Consider the following 24537-nt stretch of genomic DNA (forward strand, 5'->3'; position numbering starts at 1 on the left):
TCCTACATCCCCGACATCGTCCGCCGCCTCGCCGCCGCTCTCGGCGGCGCTCTCCTCCTCGCCTGCGCCGCCCGCGCTTTCGCCGAGGCTCAGCTGCACATGGCGATCATGGGAACCCTGTGCGGCGCCGGCCCGCAAACACCCCACTGTGGCTGGTGTCTCGCAGCGGCGAGCCTGGGCATGGCTGGGCTCGCCGCTCTGTGGGTGGGGCGCAGTCAGTTGGGGGCGCTGCGCCTGAGTATCAAGCGGCGCCGCGGTCCTCTAAACGTTAGGCGGACAGGAGGGCCAGGTCGCGCCGCCTAATAGGCACGCGCGGCGTCCAATCCGACGGAATACATCAGGCTACCCATAACCGGATCTTCAAGGATCGCACGATTTTCAGGTAAGGCGGACCATATACGATCTTCAGGGCGTCCCGGCTGCTGCCCGAACTCCAGAAGGAACGCCCAACTCTTCCCTCTCAGTGGGATCACAGTGAACCCAACTGGGCCAAAGATACGTCGTACGCCCTCGAGACCATACGAGACTATATGACCCCGTCTCGTCGGATCTAGATAGCGCGGATCCTCGTTGCGGACGTAACTCGGCAGCCCCGTATTGAACAGATAAAGCGCATCGGGCTGGGACTTCTCGGCCATTTCCGCAGCCAGAGCCCGAGCCATTGCCGGCGTAAGGTGCTCAAGAACTTCAACGCACACGCCTGCGTCAAAGCGCCCTTCCGTCGAACCGAGGGTGCCAGATATATAATTAGGGTGGGGGCTATGTTCTTCGGGAGGATAAGCCTCCACGCCCCAGAAGATATGCTTCGAAGACGGCAGATAAGTAGCCAACGCATCCAGCAGGAAGCCAGGCCCAGTACCAATATCGACCACGCGACGTAGCGGTCTACGGGCATAAAGAACGAGTTCGGCGACGCGGGCCAGGGAACTACCCCAGGATCGGTGGCGCGCCGCTCCTAATTCCTCAGCCCAATAGCTGTCATCGTAATTTCGAACGAATCTTCCTTCATCGATTACCTTGATCGTGTCGGGATGGATCATGATTGAGTCGCACTCTTCACACGAGAGATACTCATGGCGGTCAATCAGAGCGTGATGAATAAGACGCCCGCAGCCGCAAACTGCGCAAGGTGTCATGAGGAACGCCCCATTGTTTATCCAAACGTTACGGCGCCATATCGCACCGTTGGAGCAGGCCGTTAGGCGTAGGCCTTCGACTTACTCTCGTGGATAAAGACTACATCGGCCCACTTGAGCATGGGCTCCTCATCGGAGGCCTGATTTCTAATTGTGAGAATATTGTACCCCATAGAATACAGGACACCAGCGTAATGATCCAACGGTATGTGCAGCTTGTTATCCCTGCTCATACCAGCCTCCACTTGGATAAAATCTATCTCACCGTCGCTAAGCATCTCCGAAAATCCAAGCAGAACACGCATATCGTAGCCCTCGGCATCAATCTTGAGCATATCTATGTGTCGTATCCCCGCATCCTGGCAGTAATTATCACCCCTAAGAACATCGACGACCGTCGTATTATTGCCCTCGGATTCGACAACCTTATTTACGGTCACGCCTGGCGTAGCGGTCATGAAAACCTGCCCCCTTTTCGCCCCCAAGGCGCACCGATTTAGCGTGACGCTTTCAAGCTTTTCATGTCGCGCAATATTTTGCTCCAACTCTTGGAAGATCGACGGAACAGGCTCGAAAGCCCAGACGTGGGCCGTCGAGAAGCGACGAAGATAGGACAAAGAAACCCATCCAACATTCGCGCCGACGTCAAAAACAGTTTCTATTCTGGCGAGAGGTATTCTCTCCCTTATAAATAGAGGGATATCGTCCTCAAGATCGCTGGTATGAATTCTGGGCATTCAATTTCCCTATCGCGCACGTAACGCCGAGCAAACCGCATCCACACTGATCAATATATCGTCGTATTTTTTTGTTTCATCATAATAAAATACGCCGCGCGCATCCGGTAAGGCCGCGTAGTTAATACCTTTCATTCCGGCCAGACCCCAGAACGCCGGTGTTGCATATCTGGAATTGAAAATCTCTATTACACGGGCACCGCTATGACAAAACGCTATATTGGCCAGAGCAGCCCCGTGCGCTGCAATTATAGTTGTGCTAGCATTGAAAAGCGCGGCCTGCTCTAGAAGCGTCATCGAAGAGTCTAACGAAACGATGTTCACCGCGCTCGGACCTAATCTAGAAACAAGTTGGTCTAAATTTTCGAACCCCCGCCGCCCAGTAGGCCGCGCGACGATCATTATTCGATCATCGACATCTCTCTTCGGCGCAGCAGAGACTACCCGGTCGAAAAATCGACCGATAAGATCGTGCCCATTGTGGGCTGGATGATGGAGAGGCTCGAAGACATAGAGTTCTTCGAAAACAAGACGGACAGGACTGCTTGCCGGCAATATCGTGGCATAAGAATTATAGATAGAGAGGACCTCCCGCGTCAGAGATCGGGCCCAAACGTCGCATATGACATTCTGTATATCCCCCAAGACCTCCGCCTCACATAACGCGTGTATCAGAGGCAGTGACTCGAGCATAGAATGGCAGTAGTTAGCCGACAACCAGTGGTTTATGATCGCAGATCGCCCCCTCACAAATACAGGGTCTGGGAATTTCTCGGGCGGATGCGCAATAGAGAAGGACAAATCCTCCATAACCCCCCCATCACCATCTCTGACAATTATGCCGTAGTCCCACGCCGAGATCTCGACGTTATTCACCCGATGAAGCTTCAACGGACTAGGCGTAACGTCGGTGGCGCGGTAACGCGGGCCGGGAAAAGGGGTTTCCTGATCGCAATTGACAGGAAGGGGCACGTGGTGCGCGCTGGACAGGAAAGCTTTGATCAAGGACGACATCGGCTTAACCAATCTTCGAAACGTGTAATCCGACGCCCATCGTCACCCACGCAATTCCACGCCACTTGCGAGGCTGACCGCCTCCTTCATCGCCCGCACACCGGCCTTCAGCGTGTGATGGAAGTCGATGAACTCGATACCCGCGCGCGCCAGCTTCTCCCATAGCGCCCGGTCTGAGAACAGCTCCACCGTGCGCCGGGCGATCTCTTCGGGGGTGTCGGCGACCATAGCCAGCTCGCGGTCGATGATGCCCATGCCCTCGCCGCCGAGCGTGGTGGTAACCACCGGCACGCCGTAGGACATCGAGCTGTAGATCTTGCCTTTCACGCCGGCGCCGAAGCGCAGGGGCGCGATGGAGACCTTGGCGGTTTCGAACAAAGGGGCCAGATCCTCAACGAAGCCGGTGACAATCACCCGTTCGGAGGCCAGATTCAGCACAGCCTTGGGCGGCTTAGAGCCGGCCAAAATGAGCCGCGCCTCGGGACAATGCGGCTCGATCAGCGGCCATATTTCCTCGGCCAGCCAGACGGCGGCGTCGACGTTCGGCGTGTGGCTATAGCCGCCGACGAAAACCACATCCCTACGCTCGGCGAAGCTGGAGGCCGTCGGCGTCAGATCGACCATGAACGGCATGACGATCACCGGCCGACTGAGCGCGTTGCGTTGAAGAATTTCCTTCTCCTTGGTCGACGGCACGCAGACCACGTCCGCGAAGGACATGGTGTTGAATTCGTCGGCCTTCTGGGTGCGCGCTCTCTCAGCCAGGGCATCGGATTTCTCGATTACCGCCTGGCGGGCCACCCGCAGATAATGCAGGTCCATATTGTTATAGATGACGGAGCTGCGCGGGCAGTAGGTCTTGATCAGGTCATTGACCCGTTTCATCACCGACGGGCGGAAGACGTGGACTACTTCATAGTAGCCGCCCATCTGCTGTAGGTGGCGCTCGAGCGATTCGAAGGGGTGGTAGAGGCATTCCACCCCCATGCGCTGCAGATCCTGCGTCGCCGGCTCGACATAGAGCATGTTGTCGACCGGCGCGAAGACGACTTTGTAGCCCATCTCCTGGAAGGAGCGGATCACCTTCACGGTGGTCACAGATCCAGCATCCTGGTTCGGCGTCGGCGTCAGAAGATCGAGCACCAGCACCCGTTTCTCACTGTCGCGGTCGCGCTCTAGCCAGGGGCTTTCCCCGTTCGGGCGGTGCCCAGCCAACACCCCCCGCCAGCGCTTGGCCAGCTTGCGTTGATTGACCACCTGATAGGCCTTCGTTCCGCTGGCGACGCTCGTTCCAGACGTCTTGCCTTCGTAGTGGATGACGCGCGACAGCGCCTGCATCCAGACCTCCATGCCCGCTGCGCGAACCCGGAAGGCGAGGTCGGAATCCTCTGCATAAGCCGGCGCATACTCCGTATCGAAGCCGCCGAGCGCGTCCCAGTCCCTGCGGCGCATGGCGATCGAGGCCCCGGAGATGTAGTCGGCCCGACGGGCGTAGGTGTAGCGTGACCGGTTGGGATCGTCGTTACGGCCGTAGTTCCAGGCCGAGCCGTCTCGCCAGATGATACCGCCGGCTTCCTGCAGCACGCCATCTGGATAGAACAGCTTCGAGCCGACCAGGCCTGCCTTCGGGAAGATGTCAAACGAGCCAATTAACTCGTCGAGCCACCCCTCGACAACCCGCGTGTCGTTGTTGAGCATGACGATGTATTCGCCGCGACTAGCGGCCGCCGCATCGTTGCAGTTGCGGATGAAGCCGCCGTTCTCGGCTCGCTTGACGTAGGTGATGCCTTGGATGCGGCGGAGATATTTCTCGCTTTTGTCCGGCGAAGCGTCATCTGAGACGATAACCTCGAATGAATGTCGCGACTTGTGAGTCAGCAGCGAGTCGAGGCAATTCAGCGTATAGTTCAGCTGACCATAGACTGGAATGATCACCGAAACCGTCGGCGAGGCGGTTGGCTCCGGCCGTTCCAGGTCGTTGAGATACTCGACGGCGCCTTTGAAATCGCTGCTTTTCTTGTTGAGCAGGGCGAAACGTTCGAGAAAGATCGCGCCCCGCTGCCCCTCGATGGGAACGCTATCGTCGGGACGCCGGTCGTAGAGGCCGAGTTCGTTGCGGTCAGCCGCCGGATTCAGCGCAACCGGCCAATCGTGATGCGGTCGATCCTCCAGCGACTCCATCGGCTCGGCGGAAGGCGCCGGTTCGGGCTCCACAAACGCCGCCGCGGTCCACGCCGCCGCTTCAATGGCGGTGGAGGCCGTCGTCTCGAGCACCGGCTGCGGGACGGTCGGGACAAACAGCAGAGCCTCAAGATTGCGGACGGCGTCGGTCAGACTCGCGACTTCCTGGCGCAATTCGGCCTCGGCGGCCTCTGAAGTTTGGAGACGTTCCCGCTCGACTTCAAACTGTTGTGAGAGAACGGTCGCCAGTTCGCCCTGAGCCTCTAGCGCCTGCTCCAGACGGTAGCGTTCGGTGCTAGCCGCCGCCGAAAGCTCCAGCAAACGCGTCGAAGCGACCTCTACTTGCTGGCGCAGTTCGACTGCCACTGCGTCTGCAGCCAGAAGGCGTGCGCCGAGACCTTCCGCCTTAGCGGCCTGAGCAGCCTTGGCGGCATTCGCATCCTCAAGGCTCCGACGCAGGGCGACGATCTCCGCCTCAAGCGTTGCTCTCGCCGCCTCACCGGCCGCCAGGGCGGAGAGGCTTTCGTCGAGCGAGCCCTGCAGGGCGTTCAGGCCACGCTGATACTCGGCCTGGGGCGTCGGCGGCGTCCAGACGCGGCCGGCGGCCTGCCTCGCCAGGGCGCTGATTGCCGGCGCGGCCTCTGCCTCGGAGATCACCCTGTCACGAACCATGGCGGCAAGCCGGATATGCGGCTGCACCTCAAGCGGGCAGACGTCGAGGATTGGGGTCAGCAGCGGCAGGCGCAGGGCCGGCTTGATAAGTTCGTTATAGGCTTTTCGGCCCTGGGCCAAATTAGAGATGAACAGGGTCGGAATGCCCGCCGAAGCCGAAAAATCTCGCCACTTGAATGGGAGGTCGAGTTGGCCGACGTCGAAGTAGGCGAACGGAACGCCATAGGCGGCGGCGACGATAGCGCCGTGCAGCGAGCCGCTGAGGATAAAATCGGCGCCGGCAATCGTGTCGAGCAAGGCTTCCAAAGCGTCCAGCGAATTGGCCACGCCCGGTCGCACGACGGCCTCAACGCCGGTGCGTTCCAGAAGCTCGGCGTCGCTAGAGCGGTCATGGAAATGTGGAATGCACAGCGTCTTGCCGGCTAGGCGGCTTTTCTTGGGCGCATGCAGAAGCGGTATGAGCAGACCGGAATCGCCAAGCGCCGTATCGGCGGGCAGGCCCAAGGCGTCTCGCGTGAGCGGGCCGCGCACGCCGAACACAGCCAGATGCTTCCAAGTCTCTTCGCTGATCGGCTCGCCGTCGCGCGAACCGCAGGCCCAAGCGGCCAGCACGCCATCGAGCGGACGGCCGACACCTTGAAGGTCATCGCCGACGAGCCAGTCGGCTAGGCAGCTGCCGACCACGCGAACGACATCAGCCTGCACCTTGGGTGCAGTGAACAACCGAGCAGCAAAAAGTTCGGACAGGAAGTCGCCGAAATTCTGCGTGTCTTCGCCCTGCAGCCAATAGCGGAGGATCATGAGCATTCCACCTGAAGACGGAGCACTAGATCGGGCTCTCGGTAGTGTCGAAAGCAAGATCTCGCGCGGCGAGATGCTGGCTTCGCGTACGCCAGACCACCACACCTTCTTGAGTGAAGCGGCAGAATTCGACCCGGCCGCCCGGTTGGGCTTCAAGCGCTCTCGCCAGATCCGCCCGTCGCGTCGGATCGGCCAGGAACATCATGAAGCCTCCGCCGCCAGCGCCGGAAATCTTACCCGCCCGCGCGCCATTGGTCATGGCGACTTCAAAGACGTGCTCGATCTGCGGGTTGGAGACAGCGGCCGAGGTTTGTTTCTTGGCTTCCCAACCGCGTTTTAGGATTTCAGCCATGCCATCAAGGTCGCCGAACAGCAGCGCCTCTTTCATCCGCGTCGCTTCCTGCTTCAGCTTGTGCATGGCTTCCAGCGATGAACCGCCGGCCGCGACCGCCTGCGACTGATTGTCGATAATCGCCGCAGATTCCCGCGATGCGCCCGTGTAAAACAACACCAGCGAGGCTTCGAGTTCGTGGATGATCGAACTGCGGATGCGCAGCGGATTGACGATCACCTGGCCGCCGGCGCCGAACTCCATGAAGTTGAAGCCACCGAATGCTGCGGCGTATTGATCCTGCCGCCCACCGTTCAGGCGTAAATCTTCACGCTCGATGGAGAACGACAGACGCGCCACGTCGTACTCGCCGAGCGGCGCTCCAACCACTTCCCGCAGCGCCTCGACCATCGCGACTACCAGCGCAGACGACGAGCCGAGGCCCGACCCGAGCGGGCTTTCGACGTTGGTGATCAGCCGTATCGGTAGCGGACGACCGCCGTTGAACTGACGTACGATCCGGTTGTAAACGCCGCGGTGGAGGCGCAGGCCGGCGTCAATCGGTAGCTGCTCCGACGCCTCGAAGCTTTCCCGCTGCTGCAGGTCGGTCGACACGAACTCGACCATTCCGTCCGTCGTCGGCTCGACCGAAGCGAACGCATACTTGTCGATGGTGGCGTTGAGAATCAGGCCGCCGTGAGTATCGGCGAACGGGCTCACGTCGGTCCCCCCGCCGGCCAGCCCGAGCCGAAGCGGCGCGCGCGCGCGAATTACGGACATACGCCAGAGCGCTCCAAGCCGGTCAGACAATCACGGCTACGCCATACGATGCGTCGAGAAACGCCTCAACCCTGACACTCGGCTCATCGCTCGCCGTCCGAGCTCCCAAACTAACAAATCGTCGCGAAGGGCGACTAAAATTCACCGAACGCAATTCCCTCGTTGTAGCGCATTGCCGCCGTGACTAGAGGTGTCGGCGGCGGTACCAGGGGCGTCAAATGATAGGGCTCTACAAACGGCTAGCGACTCGCTTCCAACGAAGCCAAGGCGTTCCGGCCTCGCCGCAGTCGCCCTTGCAGCCCCTACCTGCTCTGTTCGACGCCACATTCTATATCGAGTCGCACCCCGAAGCGGATTTCGCCGATGCGGCCGCCGCCTACGAACACTATCGCACGATCGGCTGGCGCGAGGGCGCCGCGCCGCACCCGCTGTTCGACACCGCTCACTATCTGAAAACCAATCGCGACGTGGTCGAGGCCGGCGTTGAGCCGTTTGACCATTACCTGGTGACGGGCTGGCGCGAGGGGCGCAACCCGCACCCCTTGTTCGACGTCGCCTTCTACCGCGCCGGTCTCGGCGATCAGATCATGGAGCCACTGCAGCACTATGTCGAGCAGGGCTGGCGCGAGGGGCGCGATCCCCATCCCTTGTTCAGCGTCGCCCACTACATCGCCGCGAACAAGGACGTGCGGAAGTCGGGTGTCGAGCCGCTGCAGCACTATATTCAGATCGGTTGGCGGAAGGGGAATCGCCCCAACGCCCTCTTCGATCCCAGGGCCTACGTAGGCTTGAACAGACTGAAAAAGCTGAAGGTCGAACCGCTCGGATACTACGCCACGCAGGGGTGGAAGACCGGACACCGGCCCAGCGCGATGTTCGACCCGGCCTTTTACCAACGCCGCAACGCGGTGGAGCTGGCGGGCGGTGAGCCTTTCGCCCATTACCTGCGTCACGGATACCGGCAGGGACGTGACCCCAACGGTCTGTTCTCGCTGGAGACCTACTGGCGGTCCAATCCCGATATTCCGCGCGATCGCGATCCGTTGGGGCACTATGTAGCTAAGGGCGCCCGCGAAGGCCGGTCGGGCAACCGACTGTTCGATGCGGAGTTCTACGACGCCCAGCGCCGGCAGCGTGGCGACGAGATCGCCCAGGAGGCCTTGGCGCATTATATCGAGATCGGCTGGCGGCAAGGTCTCGATCCTCACCCCCTGTTCAGCGACCGCTTCTATAGGGCCCAGGTCCCCGACCTTGCCGCCGGCAACATCAGCGCGCTGGAACACTATCAAGGCGCCGGCTGGAGGAGCGGAGCCAACCCCCATCCGTTGTTCGATACTGCCTTCTACATGCAGGGCGTGGCGTTGGAGGGCGACACCTCGCCCCTAGAGCATTACGTCGCCCGTGCCTGGGCAGACGGGCCAGATCCTCATCCGCTGTTCGACACGCGATTCTACATCTCGCAGCTTCCCGAAACGGCGACCGTCGCCCCGCTGACGCACTACCTAGCCAAGGGCTGGACCGAAGGGCTGCGTCCCAATCCGATCTTCCATCCGGCGTACTATTCCGTCACTCACCTGGACGTGGGCGATCTCGGGATCGAGCCCCTCTCCCACTACGCCGAGCGCGGCTGGCGCGAGGGGCGCAGGGTGCACCCCCTCTTCGACCCGGGCTTCTACGGCGCACAGGTCGAAGGACTAGACGCTGAACGCGAAGATCCGCTCGCATACTATCTGCGGCATGGGGGGGAGGACGACGCCAGACCGTCGTTGATGTTCGACCCCGCGCATTACCGGATGGTCGCCGGCCTGAAATCGCCCAAGCCCGCGGGCGCCAACCCCCTGTGTCACTATCTGACCATGGGCGTGCAGAGGGGCTTCAGCCCTAACGTCGCGTTCGATCCGGCCTTTTACCTGCGCCAAGGCGAAACTGCCGCCGATCGTCCCACCCTCGATCCGCTCGCCGACTATCTGGCCTACGGCTGGCGCGAAGGCCGCTCTCCGAGCGCCCTGTTCGATGTCGACTACTACCTCCGCCTGAACCGGGACGTTCGCCTCCGCGCGCTCGAACCGCTGACCCATTACCTCGAGAAGGGGTGGCGGGAAGGCCGCGAACCTTCGCCGGTGTTCGATTCCGCCTACTATGCGACCACAGGCGGCGAGAGCGGCGACCGGTCGCCGCTTGAGCACTACCTCACCCGAGGTTGGCGCGAAGGCCTTTCCCCCTGCGCGCTGTTCGACGTTGTCTTTTATCTGCGCCAAGCGAAGGATTTACCCGAGAACACCCCGCCGCTGGCACATTATCAGGACGTCGGCCACCGCATCGGCCATGCGCCGCATCCGATGTTCGACCCAGATTATGTCATGCGCGTCGCAACGCCTACGGCGAGCTCGCCGCTCGCGGTTTATCTCGAAACCGGCTGGCGCAACGGCCAGCGGCCGAACCCGCTGTTCGCTCCGCGCTTCTACCTCGACCAGTCGCCCGAGGCCGTGCTCTCCGGCGCAGAGCCGCTGCAACACTACCTCGAGATCGGCTGGCGTCAGGGCCGGGCCCCCTCGCCCCTGTTCGATCCGACACTCTACAAGCCCTCGCGCAAGCGGGATCGCAGCCCGCTCGAGGACTACCTCGCCAGCGCCCGCGCCTCCACCACCCCGCCGACCCGGCTGGTCAAGCCGTCGCCGCGTCGCGCGGACGCTGTCTCGTCCTACGGCGACCCCCTAAGGCGCTACATCGTCGATGGCGAGAAAGGCGTTCTTATCGCCCTGTTCGATAGCCACTACTACCTTGAGCAGGCAGGCGCCGTAGGAGCCCTGACACCGGCTGAACACTTCGTCGCCCAGGGCCAGTACAAGGGGCTCCAGCCGCATCCTATGTTCCACACGCGCAGCTACCTCGCCAAGCTGGATCGACCGATGGAGGGTGCCGACGCCCTGTCAGACTATCTGTCCAAGGGTGCGAGCGAAGCCCGCCGCCCGAACCGGCTGTTCGACCCTTCTTATATCGCCGCCGGCGCTCGGGAACGTGGACTGGAGCCGCCGGAGGCCGCAGGCCTCCTGGAACGCTACCTCGACGATCCCGCCCTGTGGCCACTGCCGCCTCATCCGCTGTTCGATCCCGCTTGGTACACATCGCAGCGCGGCCGATGCAGCGAGGCGCCGCTGGCCGATTACCTGCGGACGGGTTTCCGTCTCGGCTGCTCGCCGCACCCTCTGTTCGACGAGACCTGGTATCAGCGAACGTATTTGCAGAATCGGCCGACACCCGGCCTCATGCACTATCTCGAACTCGGCCACCTGTTTGGCTTTTCGCCGCGGCCGGAGTTTCATGAGAGACTATATAAGACCAATATGGGCGGAGAATCGACTCTGTCGGGGCTGGAGCACTACGTTCTGCACGGGCGCCAGGCCCAACTTTCACCGAACCCCGACTTTGCCGCCGAAACCTATCTTCGCGTCGCGGTGGGGTCGGCGCTCGCCGCGAAGGACCCGTTCCTCCACTACATCTATGTCGGCGCCAAGCTTGGCCAGCGCAAGATGACGGCCGCCACCGTGGGGCTGCAGGACATCCTCTGGGAGGAGTGAGCTCAGCCGCCCTTCCTCCAGCGGCGGTGCGCCATCTCCAGACGAGCCGCCGCTAGGGTTTCCGGCAGGCCGATATCGATGAAATAGCCGTCGCAGACGGCGCCGCCGAGGCGGCCATCCGACGCCAGCCTGGGGAACAGATCGCGCTCCAGCGATGAGGCCCCCTCCGGCAGTTCGGCGACGACCGCCGCGCTCATCAGATAGACCCCGCCGTTTATAAGCCCCGGCTGGACAACCCCGGTCTTTTCGTCGAACCGGGTCACGTTCCGGCCGTTCAGGTGCACCGCGCCGAACCGCGCGGCATCCTCGACTTCGCGAAGCGCCAAAGTGGCGATGCGCGCCGGATCGGCGTCGGCCACGAAGCGCGTAAGGTCGAAATCGAACAGAGAATCGCCGTTAAGCATGACGAAGCGCTCGGCCAACTCCGCGCGCGCGTTCCGCAAGGCGCCGCCGGTTCCGAGCGGTTCATCCTCGCGCACCTGGCGGATCGCCAAGCCGGAAAAGGCCCTAGAACCATAGCGCGTGGCGATCAGGTCACCGAGATAGCCTGCGAGCAACAGCACCTCGCTCAGGCCATGGCTCGCGAGCCATTCCAGGAGATAGTCGAGGAAGGCCCGCCCCTCGGCAATCGGCTGCAGGGGCTTGGGGAGGGTCCTGCTCAGGTCACCGAGGCGCGAGCCCCGGCCGCCCACCAGCACGACGGCCTGGGAGACAGGCTTGGTCATTCGGCGAACCGTCCCCCCAGATCCACAAAAGCGATGAAGATATGATAGAGTGAACTGCCTGGAATATCTTTCACCAACGGCCTGCCTCCCCGGTCCAAGCGGTCGACCCACAAGCCCGGCGCGGGGCGGTCGATGAAGCGCCCGGTGAGATTGCCATAGATGCGCGAGATAGCCTCGCCCTGCGGCGCGCCAGCCAGCCGCTCGACCGCGAGGTAAGCCTTCAGCGCCTCGGTTTGCGGCCAAAGACGATAGTCCCCGTCCAGGGCGGCGCCATCAAAATCCACCTCGTTGACCGCCAAACCATGCTCGCCCGCCGAGAAGGCGCGCTCGGCGAAGTCGAAGATCGCTCTCATCTTCTCGGGCGCCGCGCGGCCGCCGGCGGCCAAGTGCCGCTCCATCAGCCAGAACCATTCGAGCTGATGGCCCGGCTCCACACGCCGCCCGTCGCGGCCCGTCTCGGGCCGCCATTGGCGGTCAAAATATTCAGGGATGACCCCCGGATCGGGCTGGAACAGGCGATCGGAAAACAGGGCGACGATTTTGTCCGCCTCTTCCAGGAACCGCGCTTGTCCCGTTGTGCTATGCAGAGCCAGGAGGCTCTCCAGCATGTGCATATGTGGGTTCTGCAGCGAGGCGCCGTCGGGCAGCTCCGACAGCCACCCGTCTCCCGAGGGGTGAGCGAAACGAGTCTTCACGAAGTCCAGGGTCTCGACTGCTGTGTCCAGCGGCGCAGTCTCGCCCGTCGCCTTCGACAGCCAAGCGAGGGCAAGAAGGATAAAGGCGTGGTCGTAAAGGTCTGGCGTCGGATCGAGGATCGCCCCATCGCGCGTCAAGCGCCGTGGCCAGCCCGTCCCGGGCAACCAAGCCTCGCGCATGAACTCATAGGCCCGCCAAGCCTTCTCCAACCCGTCCGCCGGACCGATGCCCAGCAAGGCCGCGTGGCTGAACACATAAATCTGCCGCCCCTGCAGGCGGGTACGGCGATAGGCGGAGATCGGCTCCAGGGTGTCGAAGTCGAATCCCTCAAGGAAGCAGCCTGCCCCCTCGTCCCACCCCTTCGTCGACCACAACGGCAAGGCCACGGTCCGCAGCCAAGTTAGGCCTAATGCACGATCCACGAACTTATTTCTCCTCTGGATTTCCAAGCGACTAAAGTGAATCGCGGGTTGTCCCGCGCGGGACCTAACTTGTAATCGGCTGCGAGCGTTTGGCCGTTAAGCTCCAAACGAGCTGAACACCGTCGATCCAATCGCGCTGACGGATCAGTCACGCGTTCGGCCATTATTTCCGCATCCACGAACCCTTCGTCAGCTATGAGAGTTCGGTCGACGCTAGTTTGAGCGAAAAACACCAGCGCCTTTTCAGGGACTCTCATATCCGCATGGTATGTGGAAATGTGATCAACGGCAGCGGCGATGTCAGCCGGCTGCACGGCGAAGGCCGCCGCAGCTCGAAGGTCGAAATGTCGAGAGACGCGGACGTTTAACGCCCAATTCGGTAGGACCGTAAGGGAGAGACGCCAACCTCAATCCAACGAATTCCAGTCTCGAGCGCTGACAAAAGAACAGGAGGCGCTTCTATCGTAACGACCAAGGCCTCCCCCCCACCGAGCCTTCAGCGCCCGCACGAATTGTGGGGTGGGTCTAGCCCAAAAGACCTGCGACCATCCTCGGTCTCCAAAACCGGCCCCTTGCAGCGCCACAAACTCCTTCACGTCGTCGCCGACGAGGGGCAAGGCGGCCTCACAACCGACACCCAGAAGAGCTTCGAATACAGGGCCGAGGCGCCTCTTTAGCCAGAGAACATTCGCGATCTGGTCCGGATATCCGTCTCTGCTGCGGAATCTGTCGCCACTGAACGCACACCAAAAATAGGCTTCACTCTGGGTCTCCGACCGGAAGGCTCACGCCGGGTGATAGGCCGCCTTATAGGAGGACGGCTAGCGCTCATGAATTTCCCATGACCCACCCCCAGTTCGACCTCTCCCATCTTCGCTGCTTCGTCGCCGTGGCCGAGGAGCTGCACTTTGGGCGGGCGGCGGCGCGGTTGAACATGACCCAGCCGCCGCTCAGCCGGCAGATTCAGGTGCTGGAGCGCATTCTCGACGTCTCGTTGCTGGAGCGGACCAGTCGCAGCGTGCGCCTGACCCCGGCCGGGCGCAGCTTCCTGCCCGAGGCCCAACGCATCCTGCGGCAGACCGACGTGGCCGTCTCGGTGGCGCGGCGGGCGGGGGCCGGCAAGGTCGGCGCCCTGCGCATCGGCTTCACAGCCGCCAGCGCCTACAGCCAGCTGCCGTCGATCGTCACCGCCTGCCAGGCGGCCCTGCCCGAGGTCGGCTTGGTGCTGCATGAGATGGTCACCCGCGACCAGATCGAGGCCCTGCTCGGCGGTCAGCTCGATATCGGCCTCCTACGCCCGCCGATTGGCCGGGCGGAGCTGGCCGGGCTTCGGGTCAGCGAGGAACCGCTCGTCGTCGCCCTGCCGCAGGATCACCCCTTGTCGGCGGCCGAGGCTATCCGGCCCAAGGATCTGCAGGACGAGCCCTTCGTGATGTATTCGCCTCACGACGCCCGCTACTTCCACGATCTCATCGTCTCCGTGCTGGAGGAGCACGGCGTCCTGCCCCGCTACGCCCAGCACCTGACTCAGATCCATTCGATCCTCGCCTTGGTGCGCGCCAAGGTCGGCCTGACCATCGTGCCGACGTCGGCCACCGCCCTGCGCTACGAAGGGGTGACCTTTTGCCCCCTGGCGACGCGGCGGGCGCGCAACGCCGAGCTCTATCTCGTCTGGCGCAAGGACAGCGACGATCCGCTGGTAACCCAGGTGGTCGAGCTCGCCCGGACCCTGGCGCTGGAGCCGACGCCCTAACGCACCATGCAGGGGCGCTTGTTGTCGTAGGTCCAGCCGGGGATCAGGGACTGCATCGCCGCCGCGTCATCCCGCGCGCCGCCGCCGGCCCGCTTGTAGAGATCGTGCGCGGCCTCGAGTTCGGCGAGATCGATGTCGATCCCCAGGCCCGGACGCTCCGGCACCGCCACCAGACCCTCGCGGATCAGCAGCGGCTCCTGCGTCAGGCGCTGACCGTCCTGCCAGATCCAATGGGTGTCGACGGCGGTGATCTTCCCCGGGGCCGCAGCCGCCGCGTGGGTGAACATGGCCAGCGAAATGTCGAAATGGTTGTTGGAGTGCGAGCCCCAGGTCAGGCCCCATTCGTGGCACATCTGGGCGACGCGCACCGTGCCTTGCATCGTCCAGAAGTGCGGGTCGGCCAGGGGAATGTCGACCGACTGCAGCTGGATGGCGTGGCCCATCTCGCGCCAGTCCGTGGCGATCATGTTGGTGGCGGTCGGCAGGCCCGTGGCGCGGCGAAACTCGGCCATCACCTCGCGGCCGGAGAAGCCGCGCTCGGCCCCGCAAGGATCCTCGGCATAGGCCAATACACCCTTCAGCGGCGCCATCAGGCGAATGGCCTCGTCCAGCGACCAGGCTCCGTTGGGATCGATGGTCACCCGGGCGTCGGGGAAACGTTCGGCCAGGGCGACGATGGCGTCGACTTCGGCCTCGCCGGCCAGGACGCCGCCCTTCAGCTTGAAGTCCTTGAAGCCGTAACGCGCCTGGGCGGCCTCGGCCAGACGGACGATGGCGCCCGGATCGAGGGCGACATCGCGGCGCAGGCGGGTCCAGTCGTCGTCGCCATCGGAACCGTCGTCGTAGTCGAGGTCGGTCTTGCGGCGATCGCCGACGTAAAACAGATAGCCGAGCATCGGCACGGCGTCGCGCTGCTGGCCCTCGCCGAGCAGGGCGCAGGCCGGCTGGTCGAGCAACTTGCCGAGCAGGTCCAGGCACGCGGCCTCCAGGGCGGTCACCGCATGGATGGTCACCCGTTGATCGAAGGTCTGGAGACCGCGCCCGCCGCTGTCGCGCTCGGAGAAGCGCGTCGTGACGTTCCGCAGAATGTTGCGATAGCCGCCGAGCGCGCGGCCGATCACCAGCTCGCGCGCCTGCTCCAGCGTCTGCTGAATTTTCGGCCCGCCGGGCGCCTCGCCGATCCCAACGGCGCCGGTGCTGTCGGTCAGCAGCACGATGTTGCGGGTGAAGTAGGGGCCGTGCGCGCCGGAAAGATTGAGCAGCATGGAGTCGCGCCCGGCGACGGGCACGACACGCAGGTCGGTGATGATCGGGGTTCCGTCGCGACCGGCGGCAGCCATGGCGAACTCCTGAATTGGAAGCCTAAAGTTAGACGGCCGCTTTCGCCCGCGCCACCAGGGCGTCGAGCTCGGCTTGCTCGGCCGTCGTCAGATCGGTCAGCGGCGAGCGGACGGGCCCCGCCGGGCGGCCCACCGAGCGCATCCCTGCCTTGACGATCGACACCGCGTAGCCGCGGCCGCGATTGCGGATGGCGATGTAGGGCAGGACGAAGTCGCTGAGCATGCCGATCACCGTCTCGCGGTCGTGCGCTCGCACGGCCTTGTAGAAGGCCACTGCCCACTCCGGCAGGAAGTTGTAGATCGCTGAGGAGTAGGTGGTGACGCCCAGCTCCAGGTACGGCAGGGCGAAGGTCTCGGCCGTCGGCAGGCCGCCGACGTAGACGAGGCGGTCGCGCATGCGGGCGTAGATGCGCATCATCAGTTCGATGTCGCCGACGCCGTCCTTGTAGCCCACCAGGTTGGGACAACGCTCGCAGAGCCTCGCCAGGGCCTCGTCGCCGAGGATGGCGTTGTCGCGGTTGTAGACGATGATCCCCAGGCCGGTGGCGTTGCAAACCGCCTCGATGTGGGCCGAGAGCCCGGCCTCGGTGGAATTGACCAGATAGGGCGGCAGTAGCAGCACCCCGTCGGCGCCCGCGCGCTCGGCCCGCCGTGCCAGATCGATCGCCGTGGTCGTGCCCTGGCCGGCGCCCGCGATCACCGGCTTGCGGCCCGCCGTGGCGGCGACGGCGGCCCGGGTCACCCGCTCCACCTCGTCGGGCGTCAGGGAGAAGAACTCCCCGGTGCCGCCGGCGGCGAACAGGGCCGCGACCTCGTGCGACAGCATCCAGTCGCAGTGGCCGCGATAGGCGCCCTCGTCGAAGCGCCCCTCGGCGTCAAAGTGGGTGACCGGGAAGGACAGCAGGCCGGAGCCCACCTGGCGGATCATCTCGCGGGGGCTGAGGTCGGTCATGGCAGGTCCTTCCGGCGCGGTTGCAGCGGCAGGACAGTAGGCGCCCGCGCCAAGCCGGTCCAAGCCAAAGAGGGGATAGATCGATGCGTGCGGCGCATCACCCGATGCCGCAAGCGGCATGGACCTGATTGGAACCGCGCCCTAGGTTTCCGTCCAGCGGGCGCAAGACCCGGGACCATGGGAGGCGTGGATGAGCACGGCCACGGCGGGCAAGGCGCGGGGGATCGGCGTGCGCTGGCTGATCCTCGGCCTGATCTTCTTCATCACCGTCATCAACTACGCCGACCGCTCGGTGATCTCGATCGCGGGGCCGAGTCTGTCCAGGGAGCTCGGACTCGACGCCGTGCAGATGGGCTACATCCTGTCGGCCTTCGGCTGGTCCTATGTCATCGGCCAGTTGCCCGGCGGCTGGATCCTCGACCGTTTCGGCTCCAAGTGGGTCTACGCCGTCAGCATCACCCTGTGGTCGGCCTTCACCCTGATGCAGGGCGCCGTCGGCTTCTTCACCGGCGCGGCCGCCGTCAGCCTGCTCTTCGCCCTGCGTTTCATGGTCGGGCTCGCCGAGGCGCCCTCCTTTCCCTGCAACGCCCGCGTGGTGGCCACCTGGTTCCCCACCGCCGAGCGGGGCTTCGCCTCGGCCGCCTTCAACTCCGCCCAGTACTTCTCGACGGTGATCTTCGCCCCGTTCATGGCCTGGATCGTCCACGACTTCGGCTGGCGGCATGTGTTCTGGGCGATGGGCGTCATCGGCGCCCTGGCGGCCATCGTCTGGATCAAGTTCATTCGGCCGCCTCGCCGCCATCCGATGGTCGGCCAGGCGGAAATGGACCTCCTCGTCGAGGGCGGCGCCCTGCTCGACTTGGATGAGAAGAAGACCGGGGCCTCCAAGCAGGGCCCAGGCTGGGCGGCCATCCGGCAGCTGCTTTCAAACCGCATGCTGCTGGGCGTCTACATCGCCCAGTACTGCATCACGGTGCTGACCTATTTCTTCCTCACCTGGTTCCCGATCTATCTGGTCGAGGAACGCGGCCTAACCATCCTGCAGGCCGGCTTCGCGGCCACCCTGCCGGCGCTCTGCGGCTTCTTCGGGGGCGTCCTCGGCGGCGCGATCTCGGACGCCATTCTTCGCCGCACCGGCTCCCTGACGCTGGCGCGCAAGATCCCCATCGTCGGCGGCATGCTGCTGTCGACCGTGATCATCGGCTGCAACTATGTGGAGGCGCCCGGTCTGGTCATCGGCCTGATGACCCTGGCCTTTTTCGGCAAGGGCGTCGGCTCCCTGGGGTGGGCGGTGGTGGCCGACACCTCGCCCAAGGAAGCGCCTGGCCTCAACGCCGGCCTGTTCAACACCTTCGGCAACATCGCCGGCATCACCACCCCGATCGCCATCGGCTACATCGTCAAGGCGAGCGGAGGGTCCTTTACCGGCGCCCTGGTGTTCGTGGCGGTGAACGCGGTGGCGGCGCTCGTATGTTACCTGTTCGTGGTCGGCGAGATTCGGCGGGTGTCCTTGAAGGTCTGAAGACGCGAGCCGCCCCCAGCGCCTCCCGCGGGACCGCCGTTAACTGAGCCTGAAGCTACGCCCCGCGTGATCGTAGCTCCGCGAGGTCGCCCACGGCCTCGCCGCCGGCGCGGTCGATCGCAGTCCATATCGGTTGGCGAGCGTGCGGGCTTCGGCCTTGACCTCCGGCGTCGCCTGCGAGGCCTCGATCAGTGCGCCGGCGATATTGCCGTGGCGACGCTCCAGATCCGCACAGAGGCAGAGCGCTTCCACGCGAACCCAGCGTTTGACGCGCTCTTGCCTGAACGTCGATCGCAGCACGGCTAGCCAGCGCTTCGTGAGCGCCGGCGCCGGCAAGCCGCCCTTCACCGTGACGGCCAAGTCTTGCAGCTGTTCCACCCTAGGACGCCTCCACCCGCTTATCCTCAGCTAAGCAATCGCTGAGCCAAGCAATGCCGCCCGGGGAAATGCGGACGTCATCCAAGGAGGCGGCTGGGTCTGCGGACCCGGAAAGGTTACTGCGAGGTTAATGGCGACTCAACAACAAGCAATGCAGCCGCACCAATTGACCGCGCCGCTCGCCCCATCTCTTCCCGGCAAGAGGCGTCGTCTCGGATCTTCCGGCCGCCTCGACGGCCGGACATACGCCGTTTGCTTCCGTCAAGCGTTGAAGGTCGCCCCGCCTGCAAAGGCTCCGGGATGCGGCCGCCCTGCTCGAGGCCTTGGATTTTGGCGAGACTAGAATTGAGGAGAGGAAACGTCTTTCACCGCCCCGCGCTTCATCTTCGCGATGAGCTGAAACGCTTCGGTCTTCACTTCCTCGGGCGCGAGGGACGCCGAGATCAGCGCAGGGGTGACGAAACCGCACTGTCGCTCAAGCGCCGCGCAGAGACAAAGGGCTTCAACGAGCTGCCAACGCATCGGGCGCTCCTCGCGCGCGAAACTCAGTCGGAAGGCAATCTGCGATTGATTCTCAGATGTGCGCCAAGCCCATCGCTGTGACGCGCGCCCCGATCGCGAACCCGTCCTCCCAACGCTCATGTATTGTCCCACTCAGGGCGCCTCCGTGGTCATTGCAGCTGCCTCGCAGCAGGCCCCTCGGCCGCGCGGATGGCCCTCCATCCGAACATGACCGGCGTGGCGCCGCGTGTTGCTGGGGCCATAAGATTAACGTCGCCACGCGGTCTGACCCCCAACCGCCGTGCGAAACTCAAGCCCACATCGTTCATTCGTTAATATACATGATACCGGCTCAATGTTCGACGAACATTGCAATTCGGACATGAGCGCGAACAAACGGAGGTCGAGTCGCGACCTCCCCCTCGGCAGGTCGAAGAACGATTGGCGGCTCACCATCGCGCGCAGGGAGGCCCGCCCCTACACCCCGCCGACGGCGTTGAGGAAAGCTTGAGCCGCCGCCTCAGGTGACCCAAGGCTCGGGCCCGCCAAGGCTCCGGCGGGCGGTTACAGACCGTCGCGCTCGAAGGCCACCGCGTCCACGACATGATTGGCGGCCACGGTCGCGGCGATTGGCGACTGCGGCTCGGTTGCGGAGGTCACGGCCGAGGCGTTAACAGCCGCGTCTTCAGCCGACCGAGCCGTCTGGGGACCGACGCTCGAGGCGTTGAGCGCGGCGTCCGTCGCCGCCGCGGCCGAAGGCGCGCCCGCCGCCTTGCGCATGGCGACGTCGAACTGGATGTCGGCGATGCGCCGCCTCGCTTCGTCGGCGATGTTGACGCTTTGCAGCGAGTCGGCCGGCCGCTCGTATTGGGGGTCGAGGGTTACCCGCGTGAACTGCCCATCGGTCAGAAGCGTCCGATACAGGTCGAGCGCCGCGTCATAGCGCCCGGAATTCTGGTAGGCCGTGGCGAGATTGAAACGCGCGGACGGCGGCGAACGCAGGGCGTTGGATCGCTCCAGAAGGTTTGCGGCCGTCCAATCCGCGCCACAGGCCGTGGCCGTTCGACCGAGTTCCTCGGCGAGCGGACCGGTCTCGGAAAGAGCGCCGCGGAGTTCGGCAGGGCGATCACAACGCTGCTGAGCAAGGGCGCCGTTCGCGCTAGCGCCGGCGAGTGTCGCGACGCTTAACAGGCATAACCACTGAAGCTTCATGCGATCCTCCTCCGACGCCAGTGTGTTAACCCTTTATTAAGGGTGTACACCGAATGCGGTTCCGCCTCTGTAAACAATTGTCTTTCCGCGGATTGCGGCGACCCATTTTGGGACGGTCGACCGTCCTGAACGGTCCGACTCGCAAGCGAGCGGCCAAGTTTCACCCGACAACCGGACGCGAGGCGCGCTTGGCCATCGACGGCGCAGTCGCGCCGTCCGATACAAGGGTGGCTTCCATGCGACGCCGTCGTCCGCCGTGACGGATGTCTTCCCGCGCCCTGGACCGAGCGAGAGGCTTGTCGCGCGCGACGATGCCTAAAGGCCCGCCAGCGCGCGCCTTAGGTCAAACTATTGAAGCCCGACTGTTCGTTGCCCGTCTGGGTCAACACTGCGGCGCCGGCCTTGTTGATCGCCTTGCCGCGGACCGGCCCCTGCCCCGTGAAGCTGCAGCCGGTGACGGTGACGGAGATCGCCGACGTCACGCCGGAATCGATCAGCAATCCATCAGCCTGCTGGTCGTCGACCGATCGCACGATCTTGGCGCCGATGAAGGTCTGGGTCGCCGGTCCCGCGTAGGCGGCGTTGAACAGCACCCTGAGCGGCTCGTTGCAGTCCTCGATCGTGTCGCCCTCCGAGAGGAAGTTCGTCCCCATCTCATTGCGAATGCCGGCGATCCCGCACTGCCGGAAAACATTGCTCTGCGAGTGAAAGGTTCCGCCGTGCACGGACATGCCGTCGCCCGGCCCCGAGGTCGTCGACCGGCTTCTGCCGGTGGCGACTATGGTGTTGCAGATCGCGGCGCCGGTCGATGTGCCGCCCGGGCTCACGCCGTCGTCGGCCGACCAGCCTATCTCGCATTGGATGACAGCTGTTCCGGTACCGGACTGCGGCGCGAACACCTGCCCCACGAAGTGGCGTAGTCTGAGCCGTCGGAACTTCAAGTAACTCCCCGACAGACCGAAGAACTGCTGATCGGAGGCGTCCTTTGGGATGAAGATCGGAACGGCGTTCGGATCGAGCCCCGGCCCCAGATTGATGGTGAGCACGCCCGCGGCGTATTGGAAGCTCTGAGCCTGGCCGACCGGGCGGCTGTAAATCCGCACCGGACTGGCGCCCAAGCCGTCCGGGTAGGCCCAGAGGATCAGCGGGGCGTGGTCCCGCGCCAGGGAGGCTGACCATTGATCGCCGCCGGCCGGCGCCCAGGTGAGCTCCGCGGGCGGCGTGCCGTAGATATTCGCCAGCCCCGCTCCGAAGCTGTCGAAAATCAAAGGCTGGCTGGCGGATCTGAGGTTGAGCCCGGCCGCCGTCGCGATGGCGCCGTAGAAGGTGTCGCCGCCTCGCATCAGAATCCTGTCGCCGGCCCGCAGACCGTTGGCGGACAGGCCGCTGACATAGGCCATGGGATCGGCCTTGGCGTTGGCCAGGTTAAAGCCGGTGTTGGCGTTGGAACCGCTGTTGGCGAACACGAAAGCCGTCGTGCGCCGGCCCCTCGCCCAGGCCTGAATCCGCGCCTTCACATCCATGGTCGGCGGCGCGTCCAGGAGGAAGAGGGCCGACAGGTAGTAGTTGCCGAAATTGCCCGTCGAGTGCTTGCCCAGCAGGGTGAAGTTGGCCGGTGACACGCCGGCGCCGCCGCCGCCGCCCGTGGGGACGCCGTCGACCTCCGCCGAGAGCGCGCCGGTCGCTCCATCATACGACAGGATCAGGCAGGAAAGCCGGTTCGTCGAAAGCGCCGCCGCCGCTACCGGCGTCACCGCCCGCGTCGTTCCCATGTTGAGGCTGACGGACGTCGCCGAGGTCTGCCAAAGAAAGCGCCCGCCGGACGTCTGACCCAGCAGCGTCTTGTTGGCCGATGTGCTGCGGGGCTGGTAAATCGCCACGATGGCGCCGTCGCTGAAGGGCAGCGCGGGGCTGATGTTCAGGAACTGCGACTGGGTTCCATCGAACTTGACGACATCCTTGCCGCCTGGGCCGTAGCCCGGCTCCAGCGTGGGGCAGGCGCTCCCGGCCGCCTGGGACGCCGTGTAGTCGCCCGTGTCGCTGATCCACGACGTGACCTGGTTCAGGTCGTTCACCGTCAAGCCGGCCTCGGGATACCAACCGGTCACGTAGCTGCTGAGCTGCGATGGGGCCCAACGGGGCGTCACGACGATGTCTTCCGAGAAGATCGCGTAGGTATAGGGCGTCGCGAGGGAACGGATGCGGGCAATGGGTTGGTAGGATCCGGGAGTCAGCAATGTCGACCCGACCACCAGCTTGTCGCCGTCCAGGGCGAAAGCGCCCGCCTCATCCCAAAGCAGCGTCAGACTTGAGGCGTCGAATCCGTCTGGAATTGAGTAGACGCCGATTTCGGATCCGGGCGGAGCATCATCCGGCACGAAGCTTGACAATTGGAAGTCGGTATTGGGCATAATCACAGCTCCGCATTGCGGCACGCGTGCGCGCCATCGACTTACGATGGCGGTATATCCCTTATGTTATACGGATATGAATTGGGCGCTTGATAGGCGGACAGCCGTATTCAGCCTTCCAGGCCGATAATTGCTCGCGCGCACGGCGCCGGCGGCCCGATTTTAGGCGCGTGTCACCGCGGGGTCGTACGGAACGCCAGCTGCGCCGCCACGACCAAGTAGGCGACGACGCCGACGGCTCCGATAACCCATCCGGCAAGCGTGGCTGCCGCGCCTGTCACAGGATGCCCTCCGCAAGACACATCAGGCGAGCGCCGCGGAGACAATGGCGGTAACGCCGGCGAGAAGGGAACTCCACAGCACCGCGGACAGGGTAAATCCCGCAACGATCTTCGTGTTCATCGGCAGCTCCAAGGTCTACGCCTCGTTAACCATTCTCCATCTGAGACGGTTGCCGGCCTCCCCGCAAAATAAGCGCCAGAGTTTGTGAGCTCTCTCCGAGACCGGCTCGCGGTTCGGCAGGCTCCAAAGCCGGAACCTGGTCGGCCCCTCCGCGCGGTTCGCCCCTCAGGCGAAGGTCCAATTCTCGCGGCCGCGGTCGAGCTACCATCCTGCGAGTGACCGGGGACCCGAGATGCCCTCCGATTCGATGATCTTTGTCGGCGTCGGCCTGGGCCTGATCGGCGTCTCCGCCTATGCGGCGGCCCTGCTCATGCTCTGGACGACGAAACGCATGCCAGCGGCTCAGCGCCCGGTGGGGCGTGGCTGGCTGGGCCAGGTCACGCTGCCCTTCTCCGTGGGCGGAGGGGGCGGCGGCGGCGGCGGCGGGCGGTCTCGCGGTTCCGACACGGTAGACTCTCCTGAAAAGACGGCCGCCCTGGCGGCCTATTGGCGCGCGAAACGACCGGGGGTTCGACAACTGATCCTCTCACAGGGGGAACTCAACCTGCAGGCTCGACTGGCTTTGAGCGGCGCCCTGGAGCAGCGGCTCGCGCAAGGGGCCGCCTTCATGCTCACCGCGACCGCCTTCGCCGCCGGTCTGGCCTTCAACGACAAGGCGCCCGAGCTTGCAAGGATCGCGGCCCTGGCGTCCACCCTTTGCTTCGCCGCCGGCGCCGCGTTCTGCGCCGCGGGCATAGGGACACGCAGCATCGGCTTGCCGGGCGTCACGCCGACGTTCTGGACGACCGCGGAGCTCGAAACATTCGAGGTGGAAGACGCCGAATACTGGCGCCTCGGCCACGTCATGGACAGCATCGAGCGCGCTCGCGCTGCCGCCGAGCGCCGCGGCGGCCTATTAAACTTCGGCCTGGAATGGGGCGTGGCCGGCGCGGTGTTCACCGTGTTCAGCACGGCGGCCGCCTTTTTGTCGTAGAGATGCGATCGGCGGCACAG

Annotated in this window: 17 protein-coding genes; 4 read left to right on the forward strand and 13 right to left on the reverse strand. The window is 64.1% G+C overall.

The features are described from left to right. Positions 1–299: 299 nt before the first annotated feature. From ACFLIT_RS06605 to ACFLIT_RS06625, 5 genes are all read right to left on the reverse strand, one after another. On the reverse strand, positions 300–1040 hold the full coding sequence (locus ACFLIT_RS06605) for a methyltransferase domain-containing protein (RefSeq protein ID WP_479910417.1): 741 nt from the start codon (positions 1038–1040) through the stop codon (positions 300–302). Positions 1041–1198: 158 nt separating this feature from the next. After that, positions 1199–1873, reverse strand: coding sequence for an FkbM family methyltransferase (locus ACFLIT_RS06610; RefSeq protein ID WP_479910418.1), 675 nt, complete (start codon positions 1871–1873; stop codon positions 1199–1201). Between the two features lie 9 nt (positions 1874–1882). Beyond that, the gene (locus ACFLIT_RS06615) at positions 1883–2887 is read right to left on the reverse strand and encodes a glycosyltransferase family 61 protein (protein WP_479910419.1); all 1005 of its coding nucleotides are present in this window, start codon (positions 2885–2887) and stop codon (positions 1883–1885) included. A gap of 42 nt (positions 2888–2929) precedes the next feature. Beyond that, on the reverse strand, positions 2930–6541 hold the full coding sequence (locus ACFLIT_RS06620; protein WP_479910420.1) for a glycosyltransferase: 3612 nt from the start codon (positions 6539–6541) through the stop codon (positions 2930–2932). A 25-nt stretch (positions 6542–6566) separates the two neighbouring features. Then, entirely contained in the window at positions 6567–7652 is a 1086-nt protein-coding gene (locus tag ACFLIT_RS06625; RefSeq protein WP_479910421.1) for a GHMP family kinase ATP-binding protein, read from the reverse strand. Between the two features lie 218 nt (positions 7653–7870). Between ACFLIT_RS06625 and ACFLIT_RS06630 the strand changes: the two genes are divergently transcribed. Then, complete coding sequence (locus ACFLIT_RS06630) at positions 7871–11230, forward strand: hypothetical protein (protein ID WP_479910422.1); 3360 nt, start codon at positions 7871–7873, stop codon at positions 11228–11230. A gap of 2 nt (positions 11231–11232) precedes the next feature. Here ACFLIT_RS06630 and ACFLIT_RS06635 read toward each other — a convergent pair whose 3' ends face one another. Both ACFLIT_RS06635 and ACFLIT_RS06640 read right to left on the reverse strand, forming a co-directional pair. Then, positions 11233–11955, reverse strand: a complete 723-nt coding sequence (locus tag ACFLIT_RS06635) for a nucleotidyltransferase family protein (protein ID WP_479910423.1) — start codon at positions 11953–11955, stop codon at positions 11233–11235. Continuing rightward, positions 11952–13037 carry an AGE family epimerase/isomerase gene (locus ACFLIT_RS06640; RefSeq protein WP_479910424.1) on the reverse strand — a complete coding sequence of 362 codons (1086 nt, stop codon included), beginning with the start codon at positions 13035–13037 and terminating at the stop codon, positions 11952–11954. Before ACFLIT_RS06640 ends, ACFLIT_RS06635 begins: the two co-directional genes overlap by 4 nt. An 877-nt stretch (positions 13038–13914) precedes the next feature. On the opposite strand from ACFLIT_RS06640, the gene ACFLIT_RS06645 reads away from it, so the two are divergent. Further along, entirely contained in the window at positions 13915–14826 is a 912-nt protein-coding gene (locus tag ACFLIT_RS06645; protein ID WP_479910425.1) for a LysR family transcriptional regulator, read from the forward strand. Here the strand turns inward: ACFLIT_RS06645 and ACFLIT_RS06650 are convergent. After that, positions 14823–16166: an enolase C-terminal domain-like protein gene (locus ACFLIT_RS06650; protein ID WP_479910426.1), complete on the reverse strand. Its 1344-nt coding sequence runs from the start codon at positions 16164–16166 to the stop codon at positions 14823–14825. The two genes, ACFLIT_RS06645 and ACFLIT_RS06650, sit on opposite strands and share 4 nt — an antisense overlap. 28 nt (positions 16167–16194) lie before the next feature. Beyond that, on the reverse strand, positions 16195–17118 hold the full coding sequence (gene kdgD, locus ACFLIT_RS06655; RefSeq protein WP_479910427.1) for a 5-dehydro-4-deoxyglucarate dehydratase: 924 nt from the start codon (positions 17116–17118) through the stop codon (positions 16195–16197). A 190-nt stretch (positions 17119–17308) separates the two neighbouring features. On the opposite strand from kdgD, the gene ACFLIT_RS06660 reads away from it, so the two are divergent. Then, complete coding sequence (locus ACFLIT_RS06660; protein ID WP_479910428.1) at positions 17309–18640, forward strand: MFS transporter; 1332 nt, start codon at positions 17309–17311, stop codon at positions 18638–18640. Positions 18641–18679: 39 nt separating this feature from the next. Here the strand turns inward: ACFLIT_RS06660 and ACFLIT_RS06665 are convergent, their stop codons facing one another. The 4 genes from ACFLIT_RS06665 to ACFLIT_RS06680 all read right to left on the reverse strand — a co-directional run bounded on the left by ACFLIT_RS06665 (position 18680) and on the right by ACFLIT_RS06680 (position 23142). Continuing rightward, positions 18680–19018, reverse strand: a complete 339-nt coding sequence (locus tag ACFLIT_RS06665; RefSeq protein ID WP_479910429.1) for a hypothetical protein — start codon at positions 19016–19018, stop codon at positions 18680–18682. Between the two features lie 339 nt (positions 19019–19357). Beyond that, positions 19358–19540, reverse strand: coding sequence for a hypothetical protein (locus ACFLIT_RS06670; RefSeq protein ID WP_479910430.1), 183 nt, complete (start codon positions 19538–19540; stop codon positions 19358–19360). A 543-nt stretch (positions 19541–20083) separates the two neighbouring features. Then, entirely contained in the window at positions 20084–20731 is a 648-nt protein-coding gene (locus tag ACFLIT_RS06675; protein WP_479910431.1) for a hypothetical protein, read from the reverse strand. Between the two features lie 338 nt (positions 20732–21069). Next, positions 21070–23142, reverse strand: a complete 2073-nt coding sequence (locus tag ACFLIT_RS06680; RefSeq protein WP_479910432.1) for a hypothetical protein — start codon at positions 23140–23142, stop codon at positions 21070–21072. A 634-nt stretch (positions 23143–23776) separates the two neighbouring features. Between ACFLIT_RS06680 and ACFLIT_RS06685 the strand changes: the two genes are divergently transcribed. Next, positions 23777–24517, forward strand: coding sequence for a hypothetical protein (locus ACFLIT_RS06685; RefSeq protein ID WP_479910433.1), 741 nt, complete (start codon positions 23777–23779; stop codon positions 24515–24517). Positions 24518–24537 lie beyond the last annotated feature (20 nt).

Source organism: Caulobacter sp. HJHS_5 (genome assembly GCF_056683955.1).